This is a genomic window from Clostridium yunnanense (assembly GCF_016595795.1).
Classification (GTDB): domain Bacteria; phylum Bacillota; class Clostridia; order Clostridiales; family Clostridiaceae; genus Clostridium_AR; species Clostridium_AR yunnanense.
Map to the genome: position 1 here is coordinate 162,683 of NZ_JAENHN010000010.1, position 25,593 is coordinate 188,275.

Annotated in this window: 19 protein-coding genes and 1 other annotated feature; of the genes, 12 read left to right on the forward strand and 7 right to left on the reverse strand. The window is 32.1% G+C overall.

Annotated elements, in window-relative coordinates; translation table 11 throughout:
* Positions 1–168: 168 nt before the first annotated feature.
* Positions 169–4,320: an Ig-like domain-containing protein gene (locus JHL18_RS03975; protein WP_200266358.1), complete on the reverse strand. Its 4,152-nt coding sequence runs from the start codon at positions 4,318–4,320 to the stop codon at positions 169–171.
* A 392-nt stretch (positions 4,321–4,712) separates the two neighbouring features.
* Here JHL18_RS03975 and JHL18_RS03980 point away from each other — a divergent pair, with 392 nt between their 5' ends.
* The 4 genes from JHL18_RS03980 (at position 4,713) to gltX (ending at position 10,859) form a co-directional block, all read left to right on the forward strand.
* On the forward strand, positions 4,713–6,578 hold the full coding sequence (locus JHL18_RS03980) for an APC family permease (RefSeq protein ID WP_200266360.1): 1,866 nt from the start codon (positions 4,713–4,715) through the stop codon (positions 6,576–6,578).
* A gap of 275 nt (positions 6,579–6,853) precedes the next feature.
* Positions 6,854–7,051, forward strand: a complete 198-nt coding sequence (locus JHL18_RS03985) for a cold-shock protein (protein WP_128215213.1) — start codon at positions 6,854–6,856, stop codon at positions 7,049–7,051.
* Positions 7,052–7,300: 249 nt separating this feature from the next.
* Complete coding sequence (locus tag JHL18_RS03990; protein ID WP_200266362.1) at positions 7,301–8,611, forward strand: DEAD/DEAH box helicase; 1,311 nt, start codon at positions 7,301–7,303, stop codon at positions 8,609–8,611.
* 213 nt (positions 8,612–8,824) lie between these two features.
* Positions 8,825–9,046 (forward strand) — a binding site (T-box leader).
* 151 nt (positions 9,047–9,197) lie between these two features.
* Positions 9,198–10,859, forward strand: a complete 1,662-nt coding sequence (gene gltX, locus JHL18_RS03995) for a glutamate--tRNA ligase (RefSeq protein WP_200266364.1) — start codon at positions 9,198–9,200, stop codon at positions 10,857–10,859.
* Positions 10,860–11,081: 222 nt separating this feature from the next.
* On the opposite strand, the gene JHL18_RS04000 is transcribed toward gltX, so the two are convergent.
* A complete protein-coding gene (locus tag JHL18_RS04000) occupies positions 11,082–12,743 on the reverse strand; it encodes a glutamine--tRNA ligase/YqeY domain fusion protein (RefSeq protein WP_200266366.1) in 1,662 nt (553 codons plus the stop codon).
* Positions 12,744–13,158: 415 nt separating this feature from the next.
* Between JHL18_RS04000 and JHL18_RS04005 the strand changes: the two genes are divergently transcribed.
* Together JHL18_RS04005 and JHL18_RS04010 are read left to right on the forward strand one after the other, a co-directional pair.
* Positions 13,159–15,030, forward strand: coding sequence for an APC family permease (locus tag JHL18_RS04005; RefSeq protein ID WP_200266368.1), 1,872 nt, complete (start codon positions 13,159–13,161; stop codon positions 15,028–15,030).
* Between the two features lie 207 nt (positions 15,031–15,237).
* Positions 15,238–15,771: a GNAT family N-acetyltransferase gene (locus JHL18_RS04010; protein ID WP_200266370.1), complete on the forward strand. Its 534-nt coding sequence runs from the start codon at positions 15,238–15,240 to the stop codon at positions 15,769–15,771.
* Positions 15,772–15,914: 143 nt separating this feature from the next.
* On the opposite strand, the gene JHL18_RS04015 is transcribed toward JHL18_RS04010, so the two are convergent.
* The gene (locus JHL18_RS04015; protein WP_200266372.1) at positions 15,915–16,490 is read right to left on the reverse strand and encodes a TetR/AcrR family transcriptional regulator; all 576 of its coding nucleotides are present in this window, start codon (positions 16,488–16,490) and stop codon (positions 15,915–15,917) included.
* Between the two features lie 19 nt (positions 16,491–16,509).
* Complete coding sequence (locus JHL18_RS04020) at positions 16,510–17,220, reverse strand: MBL fold metallo-hydrolase (protein ID WP_200266374.1); 711 nt, start codon at positions 17,218–17,220, stop codon at positions 16,510–16,512.
* A 335-nt stretch (positions 17,221–17,555) separates the two neighbouring features.
* Between JHL18_RS04020 and JHL18_RS04025 the strand changes: the two genes are divergently transcribed.
* The 5 genes from JHL18_RS04025 (at position 17,556) to JHL18_RS04045 (ending at position 23,217) form a co-directional block, all read left to right on the forward strand.
* The gene (locus JHL18_RS04025; RefSeq protein ID WP_200266376.1) at positions 17,556–18,767 is read left to right on the forward strand and encodes a 5-bromo-4-chloroindolyl phosphate hydrolysis family protein; all 1,212 of its coding nucleotides are present in this window, start codon (positions 17,556–17,558) and stop codon (positions 18,765–18,767) included.
* 28 nt (positions 18,768–18,795) lie between these two features.
* Positions 18,796–19,941 (forward strand): toxic anion resistance protein, encoded by a 1,146-nt coding sequence (locus JHL18_RS04030; protein ID WP_200266378.1) that lies wholly within the window; start codon positions 18,796–18,798, stop codon positions 19,939–19,941.
* Positions 19,942–20,084: 143 nt separating this feature from the next.
* Entirely contained in the window at positions 20,085–20,900 is an 816-nt protein-coding gene (locus JHL18_RS04035; protein WP_200266380.1) for a histidinol-phosphatase HisJ family protein, read from the forward strand.
* A 31-nt stretch (positions 20,901–20,931) separates the two neighbouring features.
* Positions 20,932–21,681 (forward strand): copper homeostasis protein CutC, encoded by a 750-nt coding sequence (locus JHL18_RS04040; RefSeq protein WP_200266382.1) that lies wholly within the window; start codon positions 20,932–20,934, stop codon positions 21,679–21,681.
* Positions 21,682–22,245: 564 nt separating this feature from the next.
* Positions 22,246–23,217, forward strand: coding sequence for a phosphotransferase family protein (locus JHL18_RS04045; RefSeq protein ID WP_200266384.1), 972 nt, complete (start codon positions 22,246–22,248; stop codon positions 23,215–23,217).
* Between the two features lie 138 nt (positions 23,218–23,355).
* Here JHL18_RS04045 and JHL18_RS04050 read toward each other — a convergent pair whose 3' ends face one another.
* On the reverse strand, positions 23,356–23,718 hold the full coding sequence (locus tag JHL18_RS04050) for a sulfite exporter TauE/SafE family protein (protein WP_200266386.1): 363 nt from the start codon (positions 23,716–23,718) through the stop codon (positions 23,356–23,358).
* Between the two features lie 102 nt (positions 23,719–23,820).
* Between JHL18_RS04050 and JHL18_RS04055 the strand changes: the two genes are divergently transcribed.
* The gene (locus JHL18_RS04055; protein WP_200266388.1) at positions 23,821–24,111 is read left to right on the forward strand and encodes a putative quinol monooxygenase; all 291 of its coding nucleotides are present in this window, start codon (positions 23,821–23,823) and stop codon (positions 24,109–24,111) included.
* A gap of 228 nt (positions 24,112–24,339) precedes the next feature.
* On the opposite strand, the gene JHL18_RS04060 is transcribed toward JHL18_RS04055, so the two are convergent.
* Together JHL18_RS04060 and JHL18_RS04065 are read right to left on the reverse strand one after the other, a co-directional pair.
* Complete coding sequence (locus JHL18_RS04060; RefSeq protein ID WP_200266390.1) at positions 24,340–24,990, reverse strand: flavodoxin family protein; 651 nt, start codon at positions 24,988–24,990, stop codon at positions 24,340–24,342.
* Positions 24,990–25,565, reverse strand: coding sequence for an NAD(P)H-dependent oxidoreductase (locus JHL18_RS04065; RefSeq protein ID WP_200266392.1), 576 nt, complete (start codon positions 25,563–25,565; stop codon positions 24,990–24,992). The genes JHL18_RS04060 and JHL18_RS04065 overlap by 1 nt, the downstream gene beginning before the upstream one ends.
* Positions 25,566–25,593 lie beyond the last annotated feature (28 nt).

Below are 25,593 nucleotides of genomic sequence, written 5' to 3' on the forward strand. Positions count from 1 at the left end.
TTCATTTAATATAAGATTGGATAATTTAAATTGTTTTGGTGTAATTGTATATGTAAAGGACATGAATAATATTAAATTTTATCTACAGAAGTTTTTATGAAAACAAAACCACTTGTAAAAGTACCCACGATTATTTATCGTGGGTACTTTGAGTTTAATTTTGTAAAACTAATTCATTACTGTCACAGTACACCTTGCAACCTTTGTAGGATCTTGAACAGAGGTTACAGTTATGGTTGCGGTACCTAATCCTACTGCGTGAAGATTACCATTTGAATCTACAGTTACTACTGCAGAATTACTAGTTGTCCATTTTACTGACTTATCAGTAGCATTGGTCGGATTTATAGTAGCTATTAATGTTATATCAGCACTGTTTAATTTAAGAGAAACTGTAGTTTTATCAAGAGTTATACTAGTAACTCCATATATAACAGTTAAGTCTTTTGTAGCAGTAAAGCCTCCATCAGTAGTTTTAGCAGTGATGGTTACAGTACCTGTAGCTACAGGAGTAACTACACCAGTGGAGCTTACCTTAGCGATAGCTTCGTTGCTACTAGACCAGGTAACGGTCTTAATAGTAGCAGTTGAAGGAGCGATGGTAGTTCCTAGAGTTAAGGGGCTTCCCATCTTAACAACTGTTGAACCGGAAGTTACTGTGACTCCAGTTGCTGGGACAGGCACGATCACTGTACATCTTGCTACCTTAGTTGGATCTTGTACAGAAGTAGCAGTTATAGTAACGGAACCGTAGGCTACAGCGTGGACAGTTCCATTTGAATCAACAGTAGCTATGCTAGAATTACTGCTAGTCCAAGTTAGAGACTTATCAGTGGCATTGCTTGGATTAACTGTTGGAACTAAAGTTAGATCACTTTCACCTAATCTAACATAAGCCGATGCTTTATCTAAGGTTATACCAGTAACACCATATATAACTGTCAGATCTTTAGTACCAGTAAAACCGCCATCAGTAGTTTTAGCAGTGATGGTTACAGTACCTGTAGCTACAGGAGTAACTACACCAGTAATACTTACCTTAGCGATAGCTTCGTTGCTACTAGACCAGGTAACGGTCTTAATAGTAGCAGTTGAAGGAGCGATGGTAGTTCCTAGAGTTAAGGTGCTTCCCATCTTAACAACTGTTGAACCGGAAGTTACTGTGACTCCAGTTGCTGGGACAGGCACGATCACTGTACATCTTGCTACCTTAGTTGGATCTTGTACAGAAGTAGCAGTTATAGTAACGGAACCGTAGGCTACAGCGTGGACAGTTCCATTTGAATCAACGGTAGCTATGCTAGAATTACTGCTAGTCCAAGTTAGAGACTTATCAGTGGCATTGCTTGGATTTACAGTAGGAACTAAGGTTAAGTCACTATCGCCTAATCTAAGGTAAGTTGAAGTTTTATCGAGAGTTATACCAGTAACTCCATATATAACTGTTAGATCTTTAGTACCAGTAAATCCACCATCAGTAGTTTTAGCAGTTATGGTTACTGTACCAGGAGCTACAGGAGTAACCAAACCAGTTGTACTAACTTTAGCTATAGCTTCGTTGCTGCTAGACCAAGTTACGGTCTTAATAGTAGCAGTTGTAGGAGCTATTGTAGTTCCTAAAGTTAAGGTGCTTCCCATCTTAACAACTGTAGAACTGGAAGTTACTGTGACTCCAGTAACTGGGACAGGCACGATCACTGTACATCTTGCCACCTTAGTTGGATCTTGTACAGAAGTAGCAGTTATAGTAACGGAACCGTAGGCTACAGCGTGGACAGTTCCATTTGAATCGACAGTAGCTATATTAGGGTTGCTACTTGTCCAAGTTAATGACTTGTCAGTAGCATTGCTTGGGTTTACAGTTGGAACTAAAGTTAGATCACTTTCACCTAATCTAACATAAGCTGAAGTTTTATCTAAGGTTATACCAGTAACACCATATATAACTGTCAGATCTTTAGTACCAGTAAAACCGCCATCAGTAGTTTTAGCAGTGATGGTTACAGTACCTGTAGCTATAGGAGTAACTACGCCAGTGGAGCTTACCTTAGCGATAGCTTCGTTGCTGCTGGACCAAGTAACGGTCTTAATAGTAGCAGTTGAAGGAGCTATAGTAGTACCTAAAGTTAAAGTGCTTCCCATCTTAACAACTGTAGAACTGGAAGTTACTGTGACTCCAGTAACTGGGACAGGCACGATCACTGTACATCTTGCTACCTTAGTTGGATCTTGTACAGAAGTAGCAGTTATAGTAACGGAACCGTAGGCTACAGCGTGGACAGTTCCATTTGAATCAACAGTAGCTATGCTAGAATTACTGCTAGTCCAAGTTAGAGACTTATCAGTGGCATTGCTTGGATTAACTGTTGGAACTAAAGTTAGATCGCTTTCACCTAATCTAACATAAGCCGATGCTTTATCTAAGGTTATACCAGTAACACCATATATAACTGTCAGATCTTTAGTACCAGTAAAACCGCCATCAGTAGTTTTAGCAGTGATGGTTACAGTACCTGTAGCTACAGGAGTAACTACACCAGTGGAGCTTACCTTAGCGATAGCTTCGTTGCTGCTAGACCAGGTAACGGTCTTAATAGTAGCGGTTGAAGGAGCGATGGTAGTTCCTAGAGTTAAGGTGCTTCCTATCTTAACAACTGTTGAAGTAGAGGTTACAGTAACTCCAGTTACTGGTACAGGTACAGTAACTGTGAACCTTCCAACTTTAGTTGGATCTTGAACTGAGGTTGATGATATAACAGCAGAACCATAACTTACTGCATGAACTTTACCAGTAGAATCTACTGTTGCTACTATAGGATTACTACTTGTCCAAGTGAGTGATTTATCAGTAGCTCCAGTTGGGATAATATTAGCCGTTAATGTGATATCGTCACCGCCTAATCTAACATAAGGTGAAGCAGAAGTTAGAGTAATACTTGATACTCCTTGTATAACTTTAATGTTACAAGTAGCTGTATAGTTGCCGTCGGATGTTTTAGCTGTAATTATAGCTGTTCCACCTCCAACAGCCTTTACTATTCCGCCTAAAACTGTTGCAACTGAAGGGTTACTTGTAGACCAAATAACTGTCTTATTGCTAGCGTTTATAGGAAGAATTGTGGCTGTTAATGTGCTTGAAGCACCAGCTGCCAATGTTAAATCAGTATTTGATAGAGCTACAGAAGTAACACTAACTGGCGTGAAGTAGGTGAAGGATAAATCTAATCTTATATCTCCAGTTATACTGCTTCTGTTATAATCAACCTTTGAGTAAGAATAAGAAGTGATGTTTGAGATTCCTTTAATTGCAGTAGCAATATCTGTTGCAATTGTAGAACCACTTATATATCTTACTCTAATCTTGGTTTGATTATTTTTAATTGCTTCTTGAATCTTAGCATTTAACTCAGTAGAATTACTTACGGTATATTCAGGAGCTAATAAATTAAGTTCTAAGGCAGCAATTAAACCTTGATATACAGAGGAATTAGAAGAATCGCTTGTCAATTTTGCATTTAAGGTATTTGCAAAATCAGTATTAGCTGTTGGATAAGCTTTCACCCAAGAGTGATTTAGCTTTATTTGAGCATCTGTTAAGTTGTAATAGTCATAGGTTACTCTACCGGCTACATCAGGTAATGGGTCGTCCCATGTTGAGTCAAAGTGATACCAGGCTCCATCAAGGTAAACTAGATTCCAGGCATGTGCTTGTCCGCCGGCCGTTCCTTCTACTATTTTTGTTTGAATGCCAGCCTGGTTTAACATCTTATAAGATAATAATGCATATCCTTGACATACTGTTTTGTATGGGTATGCAACAGCATCATAATCTGAATGCTTTACAAGAGTAGTATCATAAGCGACATTCTTTTCAATCCAATCATGAATAGCTCGTTCTTTTTCGAAATCATTCATACCAGCCGTTATTATTTGTGCTAGTACTTCATTAACCTTGGTACTGACAAAGCTATCCTGAGCTGCAGTATTCCAATAGTTAAAAGTAAAATTTATAGTTGCTACTCCGCCGCTAACAGTATATGAGTAGGAATATCCTTTACTGGTATAATGCAAATAGTCATCAGCATTATATATACTGTTTATAGTATTGGAGATATCACTACTTAGGGTTGAAGTGCTTCCGGTATAACTTATACTGTATGTAGGCTGTCTTGAGTGCATGGCAGAAGAAATTTTTGTATTTAATTCTGTGAGTGTACTAACAGAATCAATAGCACCGTACACTTTTAAAGTTAAAAAAACAATTAACAAAATAGAAAACAAAGAAAGCTTGGGTAAATTTGATTTTAGAAAAATTTTCACTTAAAAAACACCTCCTTCTATTCGACAAAATATTCATTAAAAAGATTCAACCCTACTTTATATATCGTTATTATCAGTAATTTCTGCATTGATTTAAAGCCTTATTAAAAAATATTGCAAAAAACGTTAAAAATCTATTAGTTTAGTGTAAAATCAACATTTCATTGAATAGATGCATATATGTTTGAAAGTATTTTTTAGATCAGTATATCTTTAATTAAAAAATGTATAAAAACACCGTAAAAACACAAACACTAATTTAAGATTATGAAACATTTTAATTTGAATTAGAGAAAGTATAATTTCATATGAAAAGTTTTATTAAAGAGTAAAAAAGGTTTATAAGCTGATTAAACATAAACTTTTTACAACATAGTATAGGGGGCAAAACAATGAATAGAAAATTTTCAGATGTACTACTTGGAGAACCTCTGGCTAATGAAGCTGGAAAACATGAGAAATATAATATTCCTTTTGGATTAGCAATAATGGCAAGTGATGCCATTTCATCAGTGGCATATGCGGCTCAAGAAATTCTGTTTGTTTTAATCGTACTCGGATCAGCTGCATATCAATGGCTCACATGGACCTCTTTTATGATTATAGGATTACTCATAGTACTTACAATTTCATATATTCAAATAATAAGAGCTTATCCACAAGGTGGAGGTGCTTATAAGGTTGCAAAAGAGAATATAGGAGATAAAGCAGGACTGACTGCTGGAGCTGGATTAATAATTAGTTACATACTTACAGTTGCTGTTAGTGCAAGTGCTGGAGCAGATGCTATCACCTCTGCATTTACCGCTTTGATGCCATATAAAGTAGTATTTGTTATAACTATTATAATAATATTAACTATCTTAAATTTAAGAGGAATAAGTGAATCTTCAAAAATCTTTGCTATACCGACATATATCTTTATTTTAAGTATGCTTTTTATGATAGTTTATGGATTATTTAAATACTTTATATTAAATATCCATCCAGAACCAATGTACGATATACCTACTAAGGCTACAGAGAACTTAACGTTATTTCTTATACTAAGAGCTTTTTCATCAGGATGTTCAGCATTGACTGGAGTAGAGGCAGTAAGTAATTCTGTTCCTAATTTTAAGGAACCAAGTCAAAGAAATGCTAAGACTGTTATGATACTATTGGCGGCACTAATATTTTTTATTTTTGGAGGATCGTCGATACTTGCTATATTTTATAATGCTGTGCCGATTACTAATGGACCTACTGTAATATCACAGATAGCTTCAGCTATTTTTGGCAATAGTATAATGTATTATGTAATACAATTTAGTACTGCTGTTATATTACTTATGGCGTGTAATACAGCTTATACTGGTTTTCCAATGCTCATGTATATAGTTGCAAAAGACGGATATGCACCTAGACAGTTCACTAGCAGAGGTAAGAGATTAGGATTCACCGTTGGGATTGTAGCACTATCTTTTATAGCGTGTTTGCTGGTTATTGCGTTTGGAGCTGATACTCATAGATTAATTCCTTTGTATGCAATTGGTGTGTTTATATCCTTTGTACTAGGTCAATACGGAATGGTAAATCACTGGAGAACAGAAAGAGATAAGGGATGGTTAAAACGAGCTATTATTAATGGTATAGGTACCTTAGTTGCTTTATTAACAACTATAATAATTTTAATTGAGAAGTTTAGTGAAGGAGCTTTTGTAGTTGTAATTCTAATTCCAATTATAATTTTAGGTCAATTGAGAATTAAGGCTCATTATGATAAAGTATCAGCGGGGTTAAGCATAAGCACTATAAATTTAAAAGCCATAGATATGAAAAAGAAATATACCCATATTATTGTAGTACCTATAGCTAGTTTAAATAAAGCCTCCATAAGTACACTTCAGTATGCTCAGAGCATAAGCGAGAATGTTATTGCTCTAAATGTGTCTCCAGATCAGGAGGCAATAGATAAATTGAAACACAGATGGAATGAGCTCAACACAGATATTATACTTGTTGCTAAGTACTCTCCGTATAGAGCTATACTAAATCCTTTAATTGATAATATACAATTGATAGCTGATGCTGCTGGCGAAGATGAAAAGATAACAGTAATATTACCGGAATTCATCAGTCATGAAAAGAGAGGAGAAGTTTTACATAATCATACGAGTTTAATTCTTAGAGAAACATTACTTAGAAATCATAATATAGTGGTTTCAACCTATCCATATCACTTAGAAGAATGTGGGAGGAGAGGATCAAATAGTTGAAAGTAGATGATTTGCTAAGTTAATATAGGTTCTTTATTGGCTATTACAGAATAACATTGCTAATAAGAAAGTAGCAGATTTAAATTATATAAATAAAAATAACTTGCTTTATAAATTAAACTGTGATATTCTTAATGAGTACTTAAATTAATAGTAAATAATGCAACAAAATATATTTCAATTAGTACCTAGTAATAGAGTATGATGATATCGAGATTTTATTAGTTAGTTATTACAACAAATTTAAGAATAATAAAATTTCGGAGGTATATGATATGAACGGTAAAGTTAAATGGTTTAACGGAGAAAAAGGATTTGGATTTATTACAGGAGAAGATGGAAAGGATGTATTCGTACATTTTTCTCAAATAAAGACAGATGGATATAAGACATTAGAAGAAAACCAAGAAGTTTCTTTTGATGTAGCTAAGGGACCTAAAGGACCTCAAGCAGAAAATGTTACTATTCTTTAATTAGTAGATTTTTTACCCCTTAAATAGGTATTCTATTTAAGGGGTTTTTAGTTATTTATAAAGAGTTACTATGTCGAAACTTAATTTATACTTGTTCGAAAATCTCTGTTTCTTGGGATTTTCGGGCATGTATAAATTAATAGTTGAGCTAGTAACTCTATAAAGAGTTACTACTTCGATTCCGAAACTATTTTTAATACTATACAATATTTTAAGGTGCTAAATTGACAAGTACCCATAAGGAGAAAAATGTTTTTTGAAGATTTAAGGATTATTGATCCTATTTTAAAGGCTATAGAGAATGAAGGATACACTACTGCTACGCCTATACAGGAGAAAGCAATTCCAGTTATTTTAGAAGGAAAGGATTTACAGGGGTTTGCACAGACAGGTACAGGTAAAACGGCTGCATTTGCTGTACCAATGTTGCAGCTTCTATATAAAAAGAAAGAAACTGAAAGAAAAAACATAAATATTAAAGCTTTAGTGTTGGCGCCAACAAGAGAATTAGCTATTCAGATTGAAGAAAGTTTTTCAGCCTATGGAAAGTATACAGGAATAAAAAATACTGCAATTTTTGGTGGAGTTTCACAAAAAGCTCAGGTAGAGAGATTAAAGGCAGGCATAGATATTTTGGTTGCAACGCCTGGAAGATTGTTGGATTTAGTACAACAGAAGTATATAAATCTACAGCATATCGAGTTTTTAGTTCTTGATGAGGCTGATAGAATGCTTGATATGGGACTTGGATATGATGTGAAAAGAATTATATCAAAACTTCCTAAGAAAAGACAGACAATGTTGTTTTCTGCAACTATGCCAAAGGAAATTTCAAAGCTGATAGCATCTATTCTTTTAAATCCCGTGAAGGTAGAAGTGACACCTGTTTCATCTACTATTGATACTATTAGGCAGTCAGTATATTTAGTAGAAAAGAGAAATAAGAAACATCTGCTTACTCATCTATTAAAGGATAAATCAATTGAATCTGTCCTTGTTTTTTCTAGAACTAAGCATAATGCAAATAAGATAACTAGTGATCTTATTAAATCCGGAATACAGGCTCAGGCTATTCATGGTAATAAGTCACAAAACTCAAGACAGCTTGCATTAAGCAATTTTAAAGAAAAGAAAATAAGAGTTTTAGTTGCAACTGATATAGCTGCAAGAGGTATTGATGTTGAAAAATTATCTCATGTAATAAATTTTGATTTACCTGAAGTACCAGAAACTTACGTGCATAGAATTGGACGTACTGGAAGAGCAGGAGAAGAAGGTATGGCAATTTCTTTCTGTGATGAGGAAGAAAAAGATTTGCTTAAACATATTGAAAAAACTATATCAAAATCAATAACAGTTATTAAAGAGCATCCATATACAGGTAGCAGCTTAGAGTTAAGTATTACAAGTTCCGACATATCAAAGAATAAAGATGCGGGCAAAAGTAGAAATGCAAGAAAAAGTAATACTAATAGAAAAGATAATACAAATAGAAAAGATAATACCAATGCGAAAGATAGCAGAAGTAATTATTTTAGAAAGAGTAAGAGCAAGGCTTAATGCTTTATATTTAATTTATAGTTAGGGTATGTTTAAGAGTATTGTTGAAATTAAGTGGTTACCCATCCGATCATTTAACTGCGTCTATAATTATAAATATCAATTTGGAAATTACTTTATTCTATAAATAAGAAAATCTCTTTACATTATTATTTCCAAAATGTATAATTGATTTGTGTTTTTTAAATAATAAATATAAGATATCAAAACTTAATAAACGCGTAGATAAAGAAGAGTAAATAGATTATTAATTCAAAGAGATCTAGGGACGGTGTAATCCTAGAAATTAAAGCTATTGAAGGAAGCTTTGGAGCGATAGATAGAAAGTTTATAAACGTAGTATATTTATGGGGTTATTCCCTTAAAGATAAATAAGTGGATTAAGCAATTAATCAATTTAGGTGGTAACGCGGAAGATAGCCTTTCGTCCTAAGTATTTTAGGACGAAGGGCTTTTATTATATAAAAATAAAGTTATGGTTAATTAATATATTGAATTTAAATTGCTCATAAAGTAGATGTTTGAAATAAGCATTATTTTCAATAATAATATTAAATACGCCATAGTTAAAAAGGAGATATGTTAAATGAGTTTTGAAAAATTAGCAGAGAAAATATTCCCGAAGGTTGAACATTCAATAGAATATTATATGGAAAAGTACCCAAAGAGGAATCTTGAAGAAGGTGCAAAGGTTGTAAGATATGCGCCAAGTCCAACTGGTTTCCAACATATAGGTGGAGTATTTGCTGCGTTAATCAATGAAAGATTAGCAAGTCAAAGTAAAGGTGTATTTTATTTAAGAATTGAAGATACTGATCAAAAGAGAGAAGTTCCAGGTGCAATAGATGATACTATAGCAACTATGCATCACTTTGGTTTAGATTTCAATGAAGGTATGACAGGACAAGAAACTTCTAAAGGTGAATACGGTCCATATAGACAAAGTCAAAGAGCTGAAATATATAATACTTTTGCAAAAGATTTACTAATAAAAGGACTCGCTTATCCAGATTTCTGTACTCCAGAAGAGTTAGCAGAACTTAGAGAACAACAAATAGCTAATAAAATAACTCCAGGTTACTATGGTGAGTATGCAAAGTTTAGAAATATTACTGAAGAAGAAGCTTTAGAGAGAATTGAAAGAGGAGAGCAATATATAATAAGACTTAAATCTCCAGGAAACCCGGAAAATAGAGTTGATTTTCATGATTTAATAAAGGGAGATATATCATTCCCTGAAAACAATCAAGATGTTGTACTTATAAAGGGAGATGGACTTCCAACTTATCACTTTGCTCATGCTATTGATGATTTCTTAATGAGAACTACAGATGTTATAAGAGGAGAAGAATGGTTATCTTCACTTCCTATACATGTTCAATTATTTGAAGTGTTAGGTTTTGAAGCACCTAGATATGCTCATATTCCTACAATAATGAAGCAAGATGGTGGATCTAAGAGAAAGCTTTCAAAGAGAAAAGATGCAGAAGCAGCTGTCTCTTATTATAAAGAAGTGGGATATCCAACAGTTACAGTTATAGAATACTTACTTAATATCGTTAACTCGACTTTTGAAGAATGGAGAGCTGAAAATCCAACAGCTGATTATCATGAGTTTGAGGTTCAATTAGAAAAGATGAGTAAGAGTGGCGCATTATTTGATTTAGTTAAATTAAATGACGTATCAAAAGATCGTATAGCTGCAATGAAGGCTGATGATGTTTATGCAAATTATATTGCTTGGGCTAAAGAATATGATAATAAAATGTATGATTTAGTTACATCAAATGAAGCTATGGCAAAGGAAATATTTAATATAGACAAAGAAGGTCCAAAGCCAAGAAAAGACTATGCTAAATGGGATGAAGTACAAGATAAGATATTCTACTTTTTCGATGAATTATTTGATAAAGAAACAGTAGAGCAAATAGAACTTCCAAAGGGCCTTGCAATTGAAGCTGCAAAGGAAATAATAAACACTTACAAAGATGAGTTTAATTTCAATGCTGGTAGTCAAGAAGCTTGGTTTGAAGACTTAAAGGAAATAGGAATAAGACTTGGATACTGTGCTAATAGAAAAGAATTTAAAGCAAACCCAGATCAATTCAAAGGTATGATTTCTGACGTTGCAGGTGCTGTTAGAAGTGCATTAGCGCACAGAAATAATACACCAGATCTTTACACTATAATGCAAATCATGGGTGAAGAAAAGGTAAGAAGCAGATTTGAAAAGTTTTTAAGTATATAAGATATAAAAACAGCTAAGGCTTAGTAGCCTTAGCTGTTTTTTATTTTTTAGGAATTTATAACTCAATTATATTTGTGGATAAATATGAATAGCAACTTAAAGCATAATGTGATCTAAAGAATAAAAAATAAGAATTTGTCGCCTGCCAGAATTTCTTCACTACGTTCAGAAAAGGCATATGTGCAAAAAAGCCCACTTCAGTGAGCTTTTTCATTTGAAGCATTAAACTAATTTAAATGATGATTTTAGAGAAACGATTCTGTTAAATACTAGTTTATCAGTTGTAGTATACTTTGTATCAACATTAAAGAAGCCGTTTCTAACCATTTGGAATTTATCTTGAGGCTTAGCTGCTTTAAAGGCAGTTGGTTCAATAAAGCCTTGTAATACTTCCATAGAGTTTGGATTTATTTGTTCTAGGAAGTGCTTTCCTTCATTTTCTTCTTCATCATCTAATATTAATGGTTCATATAATCTGAATTCAGCAGGAATACAAGTTTTGGCATCTACCCAATGGATAGTTCCTTTTACTTTTCTTCCAGTAAAGCCAGAACCACTCTTAGTTTCTACATCATAAGTACAATGAATCTCGATTACTTCACCATTTTCATCTTTGATTATTTCATTACATTTAACGAAGTATGCACCTTTTAGTCTAACTTCATTTCCTGGGAATAATCTAAAGTATTTCTTTGGTGGATTCTCCATAAAATCTTCTTTTTCAATATATAATTCTCTAGAAAATGGAACAAGTCTAGTACCTTGAGATTCATCCTTAGCATTGTTTTCTATTTCAAGCATTTCTGTTTGATCTTCAGGGTAGTTAGTAATTACAAGCTTAAGAGGATTTAACACAGCCATTGCAAGTGGAGCTTTAAGCTGTAAATCTTCTCTTATAAAGTAATCTAACATTTGAGATTCAACTAAAGAATTAGCTTTAGATACTCCAATAGCACTGCAGAAGTTTCTTAGTGCTTCAGGAGTACATCCTTTTCTTCTTAAACCTGATATAGTTGGCATTCTAGGGTCATCCCAGCCGTCAACTACTTTTTCATCAACTAATTGCTTAAGTTTTCTCTTACTCATAACTGTGTTAGTCATGTTTAGTCTTGCAAACTCTATTTGTCTTGGAGCACAGTCCATCTCACATTCACTTACAACCCAATCATAAAGTGGTCTATGATCTTCAAACTCTAGAGTACAGATAGAGTGAGTTACATGTTCAATAGCATCTTCTAATGGATGAGCGAAGTCATACATAGGATAGATGCACCACTTATCACCAGTATTATGATGAGTAGAATGAGATATTCTATATATGATAGGATCTCTCATATTTATATTTGGAGAAGACATGTCTATCTTAGCTCTAAGAACCTTTTCACCGTCAGCAAATTCACCGTTTTTCATTCTATCAAATAAATCTAAGTTTTCTTCAACAGATCTATTTCTGTAAGGACTTTCTTTACCTGGTTCAGTTAAAGTTCCTCTATACTCTCTAGCTTGTTCAGGAGTTAAATCACAAACATAAGCTTTGCCTTTTTTTATTAGAAGAACAGCTCTATTATACATTTCATCGAAGTAATTAGATGCAAAGTAAAGCTCATCCCAGTTTCCTCCAAGCCATTTTACATCCTCTTTTATTGATTCAACATATTCAGTATCTTCTTTAACTGGATTTGTATCATCAAATCTTAAGTGAGTTTTTCCTTTGAATTCACTTGCAAGTCCAAAGTTTAAAAGTATTGACTTAGCATGTCCTATATGTAGATAACCGTTTGGTTCTGGTGGAAAACGAGTTATTATCTCGTCGTGTTTACCACTATCTAGATCTTCTATTATTATGTTTCTTATAAAATTAGAAGAATTAACTTCATTTGACATAGTTTCACATCTCCTATAAGCGTATTTAAATTGAGAAAAGGGCTGTATGTCTATAGTGAATCCTTTTCTTCATTATTAACTAATTTTTATAATAATTATAATTTTAATCTAATATAAAGGAAAAATAAAGATAAATTATTTAGTGAAGGAAAAGGAGGAAAATTAAAATATGTATTCGATTATTAAGTAGTAGTTATATTGATAGATTATTAAAAAAATACTGAAAAAGTAGGATATTTTTATGATACTATTGCTTTTGCTACATATTTATGAGATGAACAGACGATAAAAAAGATGAAAAGGTAAACAGTAACTCTTGACAGGTAGTACCATTTTGAGTCATATTATGATAGTTAAGTGTAAAGTTGGAATGATACTATACATATTTTCATAAGTTAATTCGGGGGGATAACGGATGTTTAAAAAGTTTGCAGATATTTTGATAGGTGAACCTTTGGCTAATGAACAAGGTGCTAGCGAAAAGTATAACATTCCTTTTGGACTAGCAATTATGGCTAGTGATGCAATATCATCTGTTGCATATGCTGCTCAGGAAATTCTTTTTGTTTTGATAGTTTTAGGTGCAACAGCTTATCAATGGCTGACATGGACTTCTTTTATGATTATAGGATTGCTGTTGATACTAACAATCTCATATATTCAGATCATTAGAGCATATCCACAAGGTGGAGGAGCTTATAAGGTAGCTAATGAGAATATAGGAGTTAAAGCGGGACTATCTGCAGGTGCTGGCCTTATAATTAGCTACATACTTACCGTTGCAGTAAGTGCTAGTGCAGGTGCTGATGCTATTATTTCTGCATTCAGCGGTTTAGCAGAGTATAAGGTTATTTTCGTTATAACTATAATAATAATTTTGACTATATTAAATTTAAGAGGAATAAGTGAATCATCAAAGATTTTCGCTATACCAACTTATATTTTTATATTTAGTATGATGTTTATGATTCTTTATGGATTGTTTAAGTATTTTGTACTAAAGATACATCCAGAACCTATGTATGCTGTTCCAACGAAGGCAACAGAAAGTTTATCTATATTCCTTATTTTACGAGCTTTTTCTTCTGGTTGCTCTGCATTAACTGGAGTAGAGGCAGTGAGCAATTCCGTTCCTAATTTTCAGGAACCTAGCCAAAAGAGTGCAAAGACAGTTATGCTTTTATTAGCAGCACTGATATTTTTCATATTTGGCGGTACTTCAGTACTTGCTATATTTTACAATGCTGTACCAATTACAAATGGACCTACAGTTGTTTCACAAATTGCATATGCTATATTTAATAATGGAATAATGTATTATGTAATTCAGTTTAGTACTGCTGTAATCTTACTTATGGCATGTAATACTGCTTATACAGGATTTCCAATGCTGATGTACATAGTTGGAAAAGATGGTTTTGCTCCTAGACAGTTTACTATTAGAGGAAAGCGACTTAGTTTCTCCTATGGAATTATCGCTTTATCAGTTGTTGCTTGCATTTTAGTTATTATATTCAAGGCGGATACACATAGATTGATTCCGTTATACGCTATTGGAGTTTTTATATCCTTTACTTTAGGTCAATTTGGTATGGTAAATCATTGGAGAAAAGAAAGAGAAGAAGGTTGGTTAAAGAGTGCTGTTATTAACGGAATTGGTGCTTTAGTTACTTTACTGACAACAATAATAATTTTGGTTGAAAAATTTAGTGAAGGTGCTTTTATAGTTGCAATCTTGATTCCAATTATAATACTAATTCAGTTAAGAATTAAAGCACACTATGATAGAATAGCTTGCCGTTTAAGCATCAGTCAGCTAAATCTAAAAAAAGTAAACCTTAAAATAAAATACAAACATACTGTAATAGTTCCTATTGCAAGCTTAAATAAAGCAACAATTGGTGCATTACAGTACGCTCAGAGCATAAGTGATAGTGTTATTGCTATTAATATATCAACTGACAAGGAAGCTCAGGAAAAGTTGAAAAATAGGTGGAGCGAATTAGATACAGATATACAACTGGTTACAAAGTACTCTCCATTTAGAGCTGTGGTTACTCCTTTGTTGAAGAATATAGAAAGAATCGCCGATGGAGCAGCGCAAGGAGAGAAGATAACAGTAATTGTACCTCAATTTGTTACCCATGAACGTTTTGGAGAGATTCTGCATAACCACACAAGTTTCTTTATTAGAGAAACTCTGCTTAGAAATGATGATATCATTGTATCTACTTATCCTTATCATTTAGAGGATGAAGAAGAGGCTGTTTGTGAATTGGACAAGTAAATTATAATGATTAATTTTATGAACGTGCTATATTAGTTTAGCTAACTAATATAGCACGTTTTTCTGAAGTAAAGGAGAATATAAAATTAAAATTAATTTAATTATTTAAAACACTAATATATAATTATTGGTATTATTAAGTTTTGTACAAAAGAAGATTAATTTATTACGTTTAGTTTATGAAGTTAATTGAAAGGAGTATAAGTTATGAGCACTGCATTTTTAAGAGATGGAAAAGAAATTAGTATTAGAGAGGCTATAAAAGAGGATGCAAAAACTATTATAGATTTTTATAATATTGTAGGAGGAGAAACAGCTTTTCTTTCTTTTGGAAAAAATGAATTTATAAGAGAATTGAAAGACTACGAGAATTATCTTGAAGGTGTTCATAAAGAAGAGAACTCTATCATATTTTTAGCTACCATTGAGGATAAAATTGTAGGCATAGCATCAATTAACTCTAACCAAAAAGCAAGAACTAAGCACGTAGGAATTTTAGGAATAGTTGTAGCCAAAGAGTTTTGCGGCTTAGGATTAGGTAATAAAATGATAGAGTATCTTATACAGTGGGCAAAAGCAAATAAAATAACTAAAAAAATATCCCTTGTAACTAGAGAAGATAATATAAAGGCAATAAAGTTATATAAAAAATTTGGATTTGAAGTAGAAGGTGTACTAAAAGCTGATAACTATATAAATGGAGTTTATTACAATACACTTATGATGAGCTTGATGATGTAAAAGAAATTATAGTATATAACTTAATACAATTAGCATTGCACCAATGTATCATGCAATGCTAATTATGGTTTGCAAAGCTCAGTAATTAATGCTGCAGAACAGATGTATTAATGAAATTATTTAAACACAAGGATTTTACTAAGTTATGATCTGTTTCTGATAGAGTGTATACCTACAATAAATATATCAACCATTATAGATAAACTATCATCTATATTAAACGGCATTGCAAAGCTACCAGTTTGTTCCAATGAAGCAAAACCATGAAGCATACTTCTTAGCCCTCTCACAATATGAATTTGATCTTCCTTTTCTAAATCATATGAATTTAGAACTAATAAGAGTAGATGTACAATCTTGTCTGCTGTAATTTTAAACTTATCATTTTCAGTATTAGGAGCAAATATTATTGCATTATATAGTCCAGGATTTTGTCTTACAAAAGAAACATACGCTGCTGATAAACTACGGATAGCATCGTCTTTTGATTTACCAATAGTAGCTCTAACTAGTAATTCATATAACTTTTCCATACCGTATATGGCTAAATTAACTTTAAGTTCGCTCATTCCACTAATATGATTATATAAAGAAGGTGACTTCACATTTAATCTTTTTGATAACTCAATCATTGTTACTTCATCAATTCCTTCAGTGTTGGCTATATCAGCAGCTGTTTTTAGAATAGTAATTAAATCAAGATTTACTCTAGGTGACATTTTTTATACTCCTTAAACATTATTTGTATAAAGCTATTTTAGCATCCGATATGGCCTTTTTCATAGCATTTACAGGGTTTTTAAGCATCGCTCCATGACCGGCAGCTAATAAATTGGGTTCATACTGTAGTAGCTTCTCTGCGCTTTGTATAGCAAGCTCTTTATTCCATGTGGCTAGACTAGGAAAGGGAAAGGTAGGTACTAGCTTACCAGCTACTGCTATACCACCTCTAAGCTGAAAGGCATCACCTACAATAAGTGAATTACTCCTCCTATCTAAGAAGGCCATCATCCCGGGAGTATGACCAGGAACATAAATTGAGGTTAACGATTCTATAGTATCTCCATCTTCAAGTAATACATCTGCGCTCATAATTCTTTTTTTAGGAACCCCACCTTTAATTGGGCTTTGAGGTTCATTAGGATTAAGAGTTAAATCTCCTAATAAAATTTTATTTTCTCTCTTTGATATATATATCTTAGTATTGGGTAAGGTTTGCTTAAGCTTTTCTAATGAACCTATATGATCACTATGAGCGTGAGTTAAAACTATTCGATCAAGAGGTTTACCTATTTTATCTGCAGTTTTTAATATTCCCTTTAAGCTAATTGGAATTCCAGCATCTATCAATGTAAGGCTAGATTTTTCCTCTATAAGATATACATTTACAGGAAAAATATGAGGAAAAAAAGTCAACTGATAAATCATACCTATCTGAGTTAGTTTCATATAAATCACCTCTAAACTAATTATATTAATATAATAACTAATTACATTAGTTATGTGAAAGATTTTTATATAATTTATAAAAAATAATTATAGTTAAATTTAAGCATAAACATAGGATATTGTAACTGGCTCACTTTATTAACAGAGAGAGGAAGCAATCATGAAGTTGTTAGCATAATCTATTACTATAAATTAAAATTATAATGATTAAATTGGTAAAAAATAAAGATGTTGTAAATTGTAATTTTTGCAATATTGATATATAATAAAGCAACAATATTATTAAATTTTAATTAATTTAATAAGCTAGGAGTAAGTAAAATGGAGGCATAAGTATGAGTAAACTTGATTTTTCAGATTTAGAACGTGAAATTAAAGATACGGTTAAAAATGCATTGGATTCCATAGATATAGATATAAATAATCTTAAACAAGATTTTAATAATAAAGCAGAAGATACTATAAATGAAGTAAAAGAAACTATGAAGAACAAAACTAAAAAGGTTAATGAGAAGATTAAGGATAAGATGCAAAATCAATACAGGAACGTCAACGATTTAGTAATAAAAGATCAAAAAGAAATACAAAAGTATGTTGATAAAAAACCAGTGGGACGTGTATCTGGAGTAGTTTACATGTCTTTAGGGATTACTGGTAGTGTGGTGTTTGGTATTCAAACGGTGGTATACGCAGCATTTATTTCGGTTTTAGGAAAGTTCTTAATAGCAAATCTTGTTGGACTTGGAGTGTTAGCATCATTTTTTATAATAAGTATGGGAATGACCTTCAAAGGTATAAGCTTGAGGAAAAGAGTGAGACGTTTTAGAAAATATATAAGTTGTCTTGGTAATAGTGGCTATTGTAATATTGAAAAATTGGCTAAAGCTATTGGAGAGAAAGAAAAGTTCGTTGTAAAAGATTTGAGAAAAATGATTGAACTTGGTATGTTTACTCAAGGGCATCTTGATGATAATAACACATTGCTCATGATAAGTAATGAGGTTTATGATAATTATCTAGATGCACAGGCGGCTTATAAGAAGCGTAAGGAAGATGAACTTAGAAATGAGAAAAAAGAACAAGAAGAAGAAAAAATAAATGACATTGAAGACGAACAGCTAAAGAGTACACTTGAAATTGGCAATAATTATATTGAACAGATAAAGAAGTTAAATGATTCTATACATGTAGAGATAATTTCTGCTAAACTGGATAGGCTTCAGAATATTGTGAGGCAAATACTTAACTTTGTAGAGAATAATCCTAAGAAGTTGTCAGCAGTTAGTAAGTTTATAAGACACTATCTGCCAATGACGTATAAATTGATCAGTACTTATAAAGAGTTAAATGATCAAGCTGTTCAGGGAGAAAATATAAAAAAGTCTAAAGTGGAGATTGAAAATACAATTGATACTGTTAATCATGCTTTTGAGAAGCTTCTGGATGATTTGTTTGCAGACGTTGCTTTAGATATTTCTACTGACATCTCTGTACTACAAACACTTTTTACACAAGAGGGATTAACGAAAAATGATTTCAAGAAATAGTATAGTGAATTATTAGGAGGAACTAAGAGTGAATGATGAACTTAAAGAAAATATCAATATTACACCAAGTTTAACTTTTGACCCTTTTGAAGAAAATGTAACTACACCTAAGGTTCAAGAACAAAAAAAGCAGACGGATTTGCTAGATGAAAGTTATCTTACAGACGAAGAGAAGAAAATGGTCAATGACTTTGTAGAGAAGATTGATATAACAAATTCTAACTCTATACTTCAATATGGAGTAGGAGCTCAAAAGAAAATTGCAGATTTTTCTGAAACAGCCTTAAATAATATCAAGATGAAAGAACTAGGCGAGATAGGGGGAATGCTCACTAGCGTAGTAGGTGAACTAAAGAGTTTTGAAGATGAAGAGGATAAAAAGGGTTTTTTAGGCTTCTTTAAGAAAACTTCAGAGAAGATAACCAGGGTGAGAGCAAAGTATGAGAAAGTAGAAGCAAACATAAATAAGATTTGTAATCAACTTGAAAGTCATCAGATTCAACTATTAAAGGATATTGCTATGCTTGATAAAATGTATGAGATAAATAAGGTGTACTTTAAAGAGCTGTCAATGTATATATTTGCAGGGAAAAAGAAGCTTGAGAAACTGGAAAAGGAAGAACTTCCTTTGCTGGTAGATAGAGCAACAAAGTCAGGACTTCCAGAGGATGCTCAAGCAACTAATGATTTTGTATCTCTTTGTAATCGCTTTGAAAAGAAGATTCATGATCTGGAATTAACTAGAATGATATCACTTCAGATGGCTCCACAGATTCGTCTAGTTCAAAATAATGATTCTTTAATGTCAGAAAAGATACAGTCTACAATAGTGAACACAATACCACTTTGGAAAAGTCAAATCGTTTTAGCTTTAGGGGTTGCACATTCTACTAATGCTGCTAGAGTACAAAATGAAGTTACTAATATGACTAATGAACTACTTAGGAAAAACGCAGAGACTCTTAAGATGTCAACTATAGAGACAGCTAAAGAATCAGAAAGAGGTATTGTAGATATAGAGACACTTCGTGCTACAAACGAATCTCTGATTTCAACTCTAGATGAAGTGCTTCGAATACAAACAGAAGGTCGTCAAAAGCGTAAGGAAGCAGAAGTGGAATTGCAAAGTATTGAAGAACAGCTAAAGAATAAACTTTTAAATCTTAGAAATTAATATATTACTAAGCAGAATTAAATAATCAAATTTGATTTTTATATCTTAAACTGGTATCATTTCGATGATGTCAGTTTTTTTATGCTTTGGAAAGTGTAGAATTTTTGAAATATACTATAAGTATAATATGGAAGGATGTAAAAATGAATAATTTAAAAGCAGATTGCCATATTCATAGTTCAGTTTCTCCAGACTCAAACACTCCTCTGAGAGAAATATGCGAAAGTGCCTGTGAAAATGGTATACAAACTATAATAGTAACTAATCATTTGGAGTATTATATAGATGAAGATGGTAAGAATGGAAGCATGGATATATCTTATGTTGAAAACAGTTTAGAAGAGATAGAGAAGTGCAGAGTAGAATTTCAAGAACGTCTAGAAATATTATTTGGAATGGAAATGGGACAAATGCATTATTGGACTAAAGACGTTAAAAAGAATATTAAGGGTTACAAATTTGATTATTTACTCGGATCAATCCATAAGTTAGGTAATTTAGATTTGAAAAATGGAGACTATTCAGAAGAAAACAGAGAAAAGCAAAATGAAAAATACTTAAATTCATTATACGAAATGGTTGTAAGCTGCGATTTTGATTGTGTTGGTCACTTTGATTTAGTAAAAAGATATGGTGCAAATCACAATGTAGAGATAAAGCTTATGAAACAGCATGAAGAAAAAGTTAGGGATATTCTTAAAGAAGTGATTAAAAGGGGGAAGGGAATAGAGATTAATACTTCTGGTATGAGACAGTTATGTAAAGAATCAATGCCTTCTTTTGATATTTTAAAGCTTTATAAGGAACTTGGTGGAACTATAATTACATTAGGTTCAGATGCGCATAGAAGTGAAGATGTAGGTGCCGGATTTGATGAAATTATTATAGGGTTAAAAGAGATTGGTATAAATCAATTAGCAGTATATAGAGAAAGAAGACCATATTTTTACGATATATAACTATAAACTTATAAAATTTGGAGGATAGTTTATGAAAGAAAAAATACTAATAGAAGTTTGCTGTGGTTCAGTTGATGATGCTATAGAAGCAGAAAGAGGTGGAGCTGATAGAATAGAGCTTAATTCTAATGTAATGTATGGAGGACTTACTCCTTCTGCTGGAGCTATACTTGAAGCTAAAGAAAGACTTAGCATACCTGTGGTAGTTATGATAAGGCCTAGAGAAGGTGGATTTTGCTATACTGACGAAGAGTTTAGAGTTATGGAAAAGGATGTTAAGGTAGCTTTACAGTGCGGAGCTGATGGCATAGTTTTCGGTATATTGAAGGAAGATGGAAGAATAGATGTTGAAAGATGCAAACGAATTATTGAATTAGCAGGAGATAAAGAGGTTATTTTTCATAGAGCCATCGATGTTGTACCTGATGTCTTTGAGGCACTAGATATACTTATGGATTTAGGGGTTAAAAGAGTACTTACAAAGGCACAAGAGAACACTATTGAAGATGGATATGAGCTACTTATGAAGATGATTGAGCACTGTGGTGACAGGTTGGAAATCCTCCCTGGTGGCATAAAGCTTCATAATGTAGAAGAGTATGCACCAAAGCTTGGCTGTGATCAGATACATATTGCTTCATTTATCGAACAAATCGATCCATCGGTAAAACAAAAGTCACACGTATTTTTCGGAAATGCTTCTAAGAATGCAGAAGATAAATATAGTCTAATTAGCTACGATTTTATTAAGAAGATAAGAGAAGTTGTTGATAGAATTTAATATATAATTTTTTTTTTAAAAGGTCGCTTCAGCGGCCTTTTTTGCTGTAAAAAGCTTGAAATTCTGTTGCTGGATACAAATGGTGATTTGAAGTGATTGGTGTAATCTAAGGCTCAAGTAACAGAACTTGTGAATTGTGAGGATCCTTTATGATTTAATATCTATATAAACAATGAACTTATTGATATGGAACAATGTACAGTTAATAGTTTTAGAAGAGCTTTAAATATGAAGAATAAATTTTTCTATATATCAAAATCATATTGATATAAATTCTAATTATAATTGCTTAATTAGCATTGTCAATAAAACATATAAGGTCGTTAAGAATTCCGCAGTAAGTATTAAAAATTAGAATATGGATTGGTTTTTGCTTTTGTATTTTTAATAAAGAGCTGGAATGCTAAAACCATTGTTGTTATAAGAGTAATATATTTATTACTTTATGTTTCTTGGAATATATGGTAAATATATAATAGGACAAGTTTGAAGTTAATATATTAATCTATGAATTTATTCAAAAGAGATTTAAAAGGGTTTGAGAAATATTAGGGAGAATTTAAAATGAAAACTTCAACAAAAAATAAGCAATCTCAAGAAACGATAAGCAATATGGTCAAGAGGGCATTCAAAGGAGTGGAGGCTTTAGAAGTTATAGAGCTAAAAGAAGGATTCTTCAACGTGGCTTATATGGTTATTTTATCTGATGGAAGACAAGTTGTACTAAAAATTGCACCACCAAAAGATGCATTGATAATGACTCATGAAAAAAACATAATGCAAACAGAAGTAGAGGTTATGAGACTCATTAAAAACAAAACTGATATACCAATAGCTGAAGTACTTTATTATGATAATAGCCATGAACTTTGTGAAACAGACTATTTTTTTATGTCTAGACTTGATGGAGAAAGTCTAAATTCAGTTCAAGAAAAGCTTAGTGAAGAAAAAATAAGAAATGTAAGATATAAAACAGCTGTACTGAATTTAAAAATCAATAGTATAACTGGCAATAAGTTTGGATATTATGGTCAGTTGGACAAGCAAGGGGTTAAATGGACTCACGTGTTTTATGATATGATTAAGGATACTATTAATGATGCAAAAGCATTGAATATTGATATTGGAGTAGAGAGTGAAGTAATAGAACAGCTATTTCTAAGAGATATAAAAGCTTTTGAAGAAGTAAAAGTACCCAAACTAGTACATTGGGATTTATGGGCCGGTAATATCTTTATTGATGATGGGCAAATAACTGGATTGATTGACTTTGAAAGATGTCTTTGGGGCGATGAATTAATGGAAGTTGGTTTTAGAACTCATAATCAAAATAGAGAATTTTTTAGCGGCTATGGTATTGAAACACTAACAAATAATCAAAAACTTAGAATTAGGTGGTATGACTTATATTTATTCTTGATACAAGTGTTAGAATGTGATTATAGAAACTATGAGGATTATGGATGTTATGATTGGGCTAAGGAGAATATTTGCAAAATAGTTCAATTACTCAAGGAAAATAATAATATGAACTAAAAACTACAATTATAAATTAAGCTTTCTTATAGGAACCATATAAACACACAGTACAAAAGTTAAAAATCATTGATATTAACATAATATAGTTAGAAATTAATGGATCCTTGAAAAATAACCTTTTCAAGAATCCATTAATTATTTTCCAAATAACATCTTCAGAGATACTATAAGCATAAAAAGTGCAAAGCCTTTTCTTAACATATCAGGGGAGATAGCTTGAGCTATTTTACCACCAAATATACCACCAATAAGTACAGTAATGCATATGATTATTCCTGCTTTAATATCAACATTCCCTTTCTTATAATATTCTAAAAAAGCTAATAGACCTACTGGAGGAAGTAGTACAGCTAGTGAAGTTCCTTGTGCTTTTAATTGAGTAAAATTACATATGTAAATAAGAGCAGGGACTATTATTACACCTCCACCAATTCCAAAGAGTCCACTTAATATGCCGGCTAAAAGGCCAATTAAAACAAATAATATTAGATTAAACATCACTATTACCTCGTTTATAAAAATTAATAGTTTTATTATTCCACAAAAAAGTTTTAATATTAAAGAAGACAATTATTAATAATTAATTAGGAGTGATGCTAGATGATAGTTAAAAATGTTACTTTTTATATTAAGTCACAATATGTAAAAGAATTTATTGAAGCTACGTTAAAAAACCAAAAATGTTCATTAAAAGAAGAAGGTATTAAATCATTTAATTTCTTACAAGATTGCGACGATGCTAGTAAGTTTTTACTTCATGAAGTATATGAATCTGAGAATGATATGCAAAAACATTTAGAAACAGAGCATTTTAAAGAATGGATAAATACTGTAGAAGAATATTTTTTAAGTCCAAGAGAGAAATGTGTATATCTCCCTGTGAGTAAATAAACCTAATTTATGTTTGAGTATTGAAGGTGAAACGGGGTATTACTTTTCCTATAATTTAACGAGTTTTGCAGAGAATCTATGTAATTTAACTTTAATAGCCTCACCGAAGAGTTTAACTCTGAGTGAAGCTATTTTTTTACTATATACTTAACCTTAGCAGTATAATTTTTATTCTTTGGTCTGTTTACTACATAAGGAGTAGTTCAGCTCCCTTAAGCGAGTTTTTAGTTATAAAGAATTTTTTAAAGGAGTGGAGTATAGCTGCTCCTTACTTACTGAAAATGTTTTTGCAAACTCAATCCAGCTATTATCTGCTTCTGAGATAAATTCAGACTTAGGAAAATTAGGTGATATAAAGAAATTTTCTTTAGCCTCGTGTTTATTGCTTAAAATATCTTTACTTATTCCAATGAAAGCATTATATACCTCTCTTTTTATATCGCTGTTTAGAGGAATTATATCTTTAGTGGATTTCATAAATTCACCAGCGCCTATGCCTACTCCAAATCGCCATATAAGACCTGTCTTAAGACAGAAGTTTTCAATCAAGGCAATTGCATTTTTAGTTTGAATTCCTTCGAAGAAACCACAGTTAACGATAGCGTATATTTTTGTTTCTTTAGTACTATTTTTAGCAAATGGGTGTAGGGCTTCTAAAAACTCGATTACTGAGGAAGGCAATGTATCAACATATAAAGGAAAAGCAATCACAATAGCATCTGAGGTTGCAACCTCCTCATAAACCAATTGGCCATTTAAGGAGAAGTGCTTTATTTCGTTTATAGTATCTGAAGTGATTTTACATAATTCATCTATAAAGGTCATAGATGCACTATTTTTTCCTCTTGGGCTTCCATTTATGAAACATATTTTTGCCATTATATTTCTCCTCCCATTTTCTTAATATGATTTAATACCATAAGAACTGATTCCTCAATCTGTTTCTGTTGTGTGCATATTTGAGTTTCAGCTGTTTCAGCTTGAAAGTTTATAGCATTCGCTTGATTTAAGCTATTAAAATCCTGTTCTTCTTTTCTTGTAATGTCATCACCATAACCTATAAAAAATAGATCTGGATATCTTTCATAGCGTGATGCATGATGCATTTCTCCGTTTACTTCTTTAAAGAAAGGAAGTATTTTGCAAATGCTTCTATCAAATACCTTTTTTATCTTTGAACTATAACCGCCATATTTTACTTCATTAAGTATAATATAAAGATCACTATTTACATCAGCTTTAGTTATATCTCTGGTTATATCATCAAATATACATAAACCAGGTGTCTTTACCCAACAATTGAAGCAACCTATACATTTGATCATTTCAACCTCACTGACATTATAATGTTTATAATCATAGTTGTTTTCTTTTAAAGCTTTTAATAAAGTTTCTTCTAAGTTTTTTCCTAATGTGGTTTGATTCGAACTATCACTTACCATTAAAATTTTCATAAACATCCTCCTAATACATGTAAGTTTA

What these genes read in the sequence shown, in the direction of transcription:
- JHL18_RS03980 (WP_200266360.1), top strand. Translation starts at nt 4,713, where the DNA reads ATGAATAGAAAATTTTCAGATGTACTACTTGGAGAACCTCTGGCTAAT.
- JHL18_RS03985 (WP_128215213.1), top strand. Translation starts at nt 6,854, where the DNA reads ATGAACGGTAAAGTTAAATGGTTTAACGGAGAAAAAGGATTTGGATTT.
- JHL18_RS03990 (WP_200266362.1), top strand. Translation starts at nt 7,301, where the DNA reads ATGTTTTTTGAAGATTTAAGGATTATTGATCCTATTTTAAAGGCTATA.
- gltX (WP_200266364.1), top strand. Translation starts at nt 9,198, where the DNA reads ATGAGTTTTGAAAAATTAGCAGAGAAAATATTCCCGAAGGTTGAACAT.
- JHL18_RS04000 (WP_200266366.1), bottom strand. Translation starts at nt 12,743, where the DNA reads ATGTCAAATGAAGTTAATTCTTCTAATTTTATAAGAAACATAATAATA.
- JHL18_RS04005 (WP_200266368.1), top strand. Translation starts at nt 13,159, where the DNA reads ATGTTTAAAAAGTTTGCAGATATTTTGATAGGTGAACCTTTGGCTAAT.
- JHL18_RS04010 (WP_200266370.1), top strand. Translation starts at nt 15,238, where the DNA reads ATGAGCACTGCATTTTTAAGAGATGGAAAAGAAATTAGTATTAGAGAG.
- JHL18_RS04015 (WP_200266372.1), bottom strand. Translation starts at nt 16,490, where the DNA reads ATGTCACCTAGAGTAAATCTTGATTTAATTACTATTCTAAAAACAGCT.
- JHL18_RS04020 (WP_200266374.1), bottom strand. Translation starts at nt 17,220, where the DNA reads ATGAAACTAACTCAGATAGGTATGATTTATCAGTTGACTTTTTTTCCT.
- JHL18_RS04025 (WP_200266376.1), top strand. Translation starts at nt 17,556, where the DNA reads ATGAGTAAACTTGATTTTTCAGATTTAGAACGTGAAATTAAAGATACG.
- JHL18_RS04035 (WP_200266380.1), top strand. Translation starts at nt 20,085, where the DNA reads ATGAATAATTTAAAAGCAGATTGCCATATTCATAGTTCAGTTTCTCCA.
- JHL18_RS04040 (WP_200266382.1), top strand. Translation starts at nt 20,932, where the DNA reads ATGAAAGAAAAAATACTAATAGAAGTTTGCTGTGGTTCAGTTGATGAT.
- JHL18_RS04045 (WP_200266384.1), top strand. Translation starts at nt 22,246, where the DNA reads ATGAAAACTTCAACAAAAAATAAGCAATCTCAAGAAACGATAAGCAAT.
- JHL18_RS04050 (WP_200266386.1), bottom strand. Translation starts at nt 23,718, where the DNA reads ATGTTTAATCTAATATTATTTGTTTTAATTGGCCTTTTAGCCGGCATA.
- JHL18_RS04055 (WP_200266388.1), top strand. Translation starts at nt 23,821, where the DNA reads ATGATAGTTAAAAATGTTACTTTTTATATTAAGTCACAATATGTAAAA.
- JHL18_RS04060 (WP_200266390.1), bottom strand. Translation starts at nt 24,990, where the DNA reads ATGGCAAAAATATGTTTCATAAATGGAAGCCCAAGAGGAAAAAATAGT.
- JHL18_RS04065 (WP_200266392.1), bottom strand. Translation starts at nt 25,565, where the DNA reads ATGAAAATTTTAATGGTAAGTGATAGTTCGAATCAAACCACATTAGGA.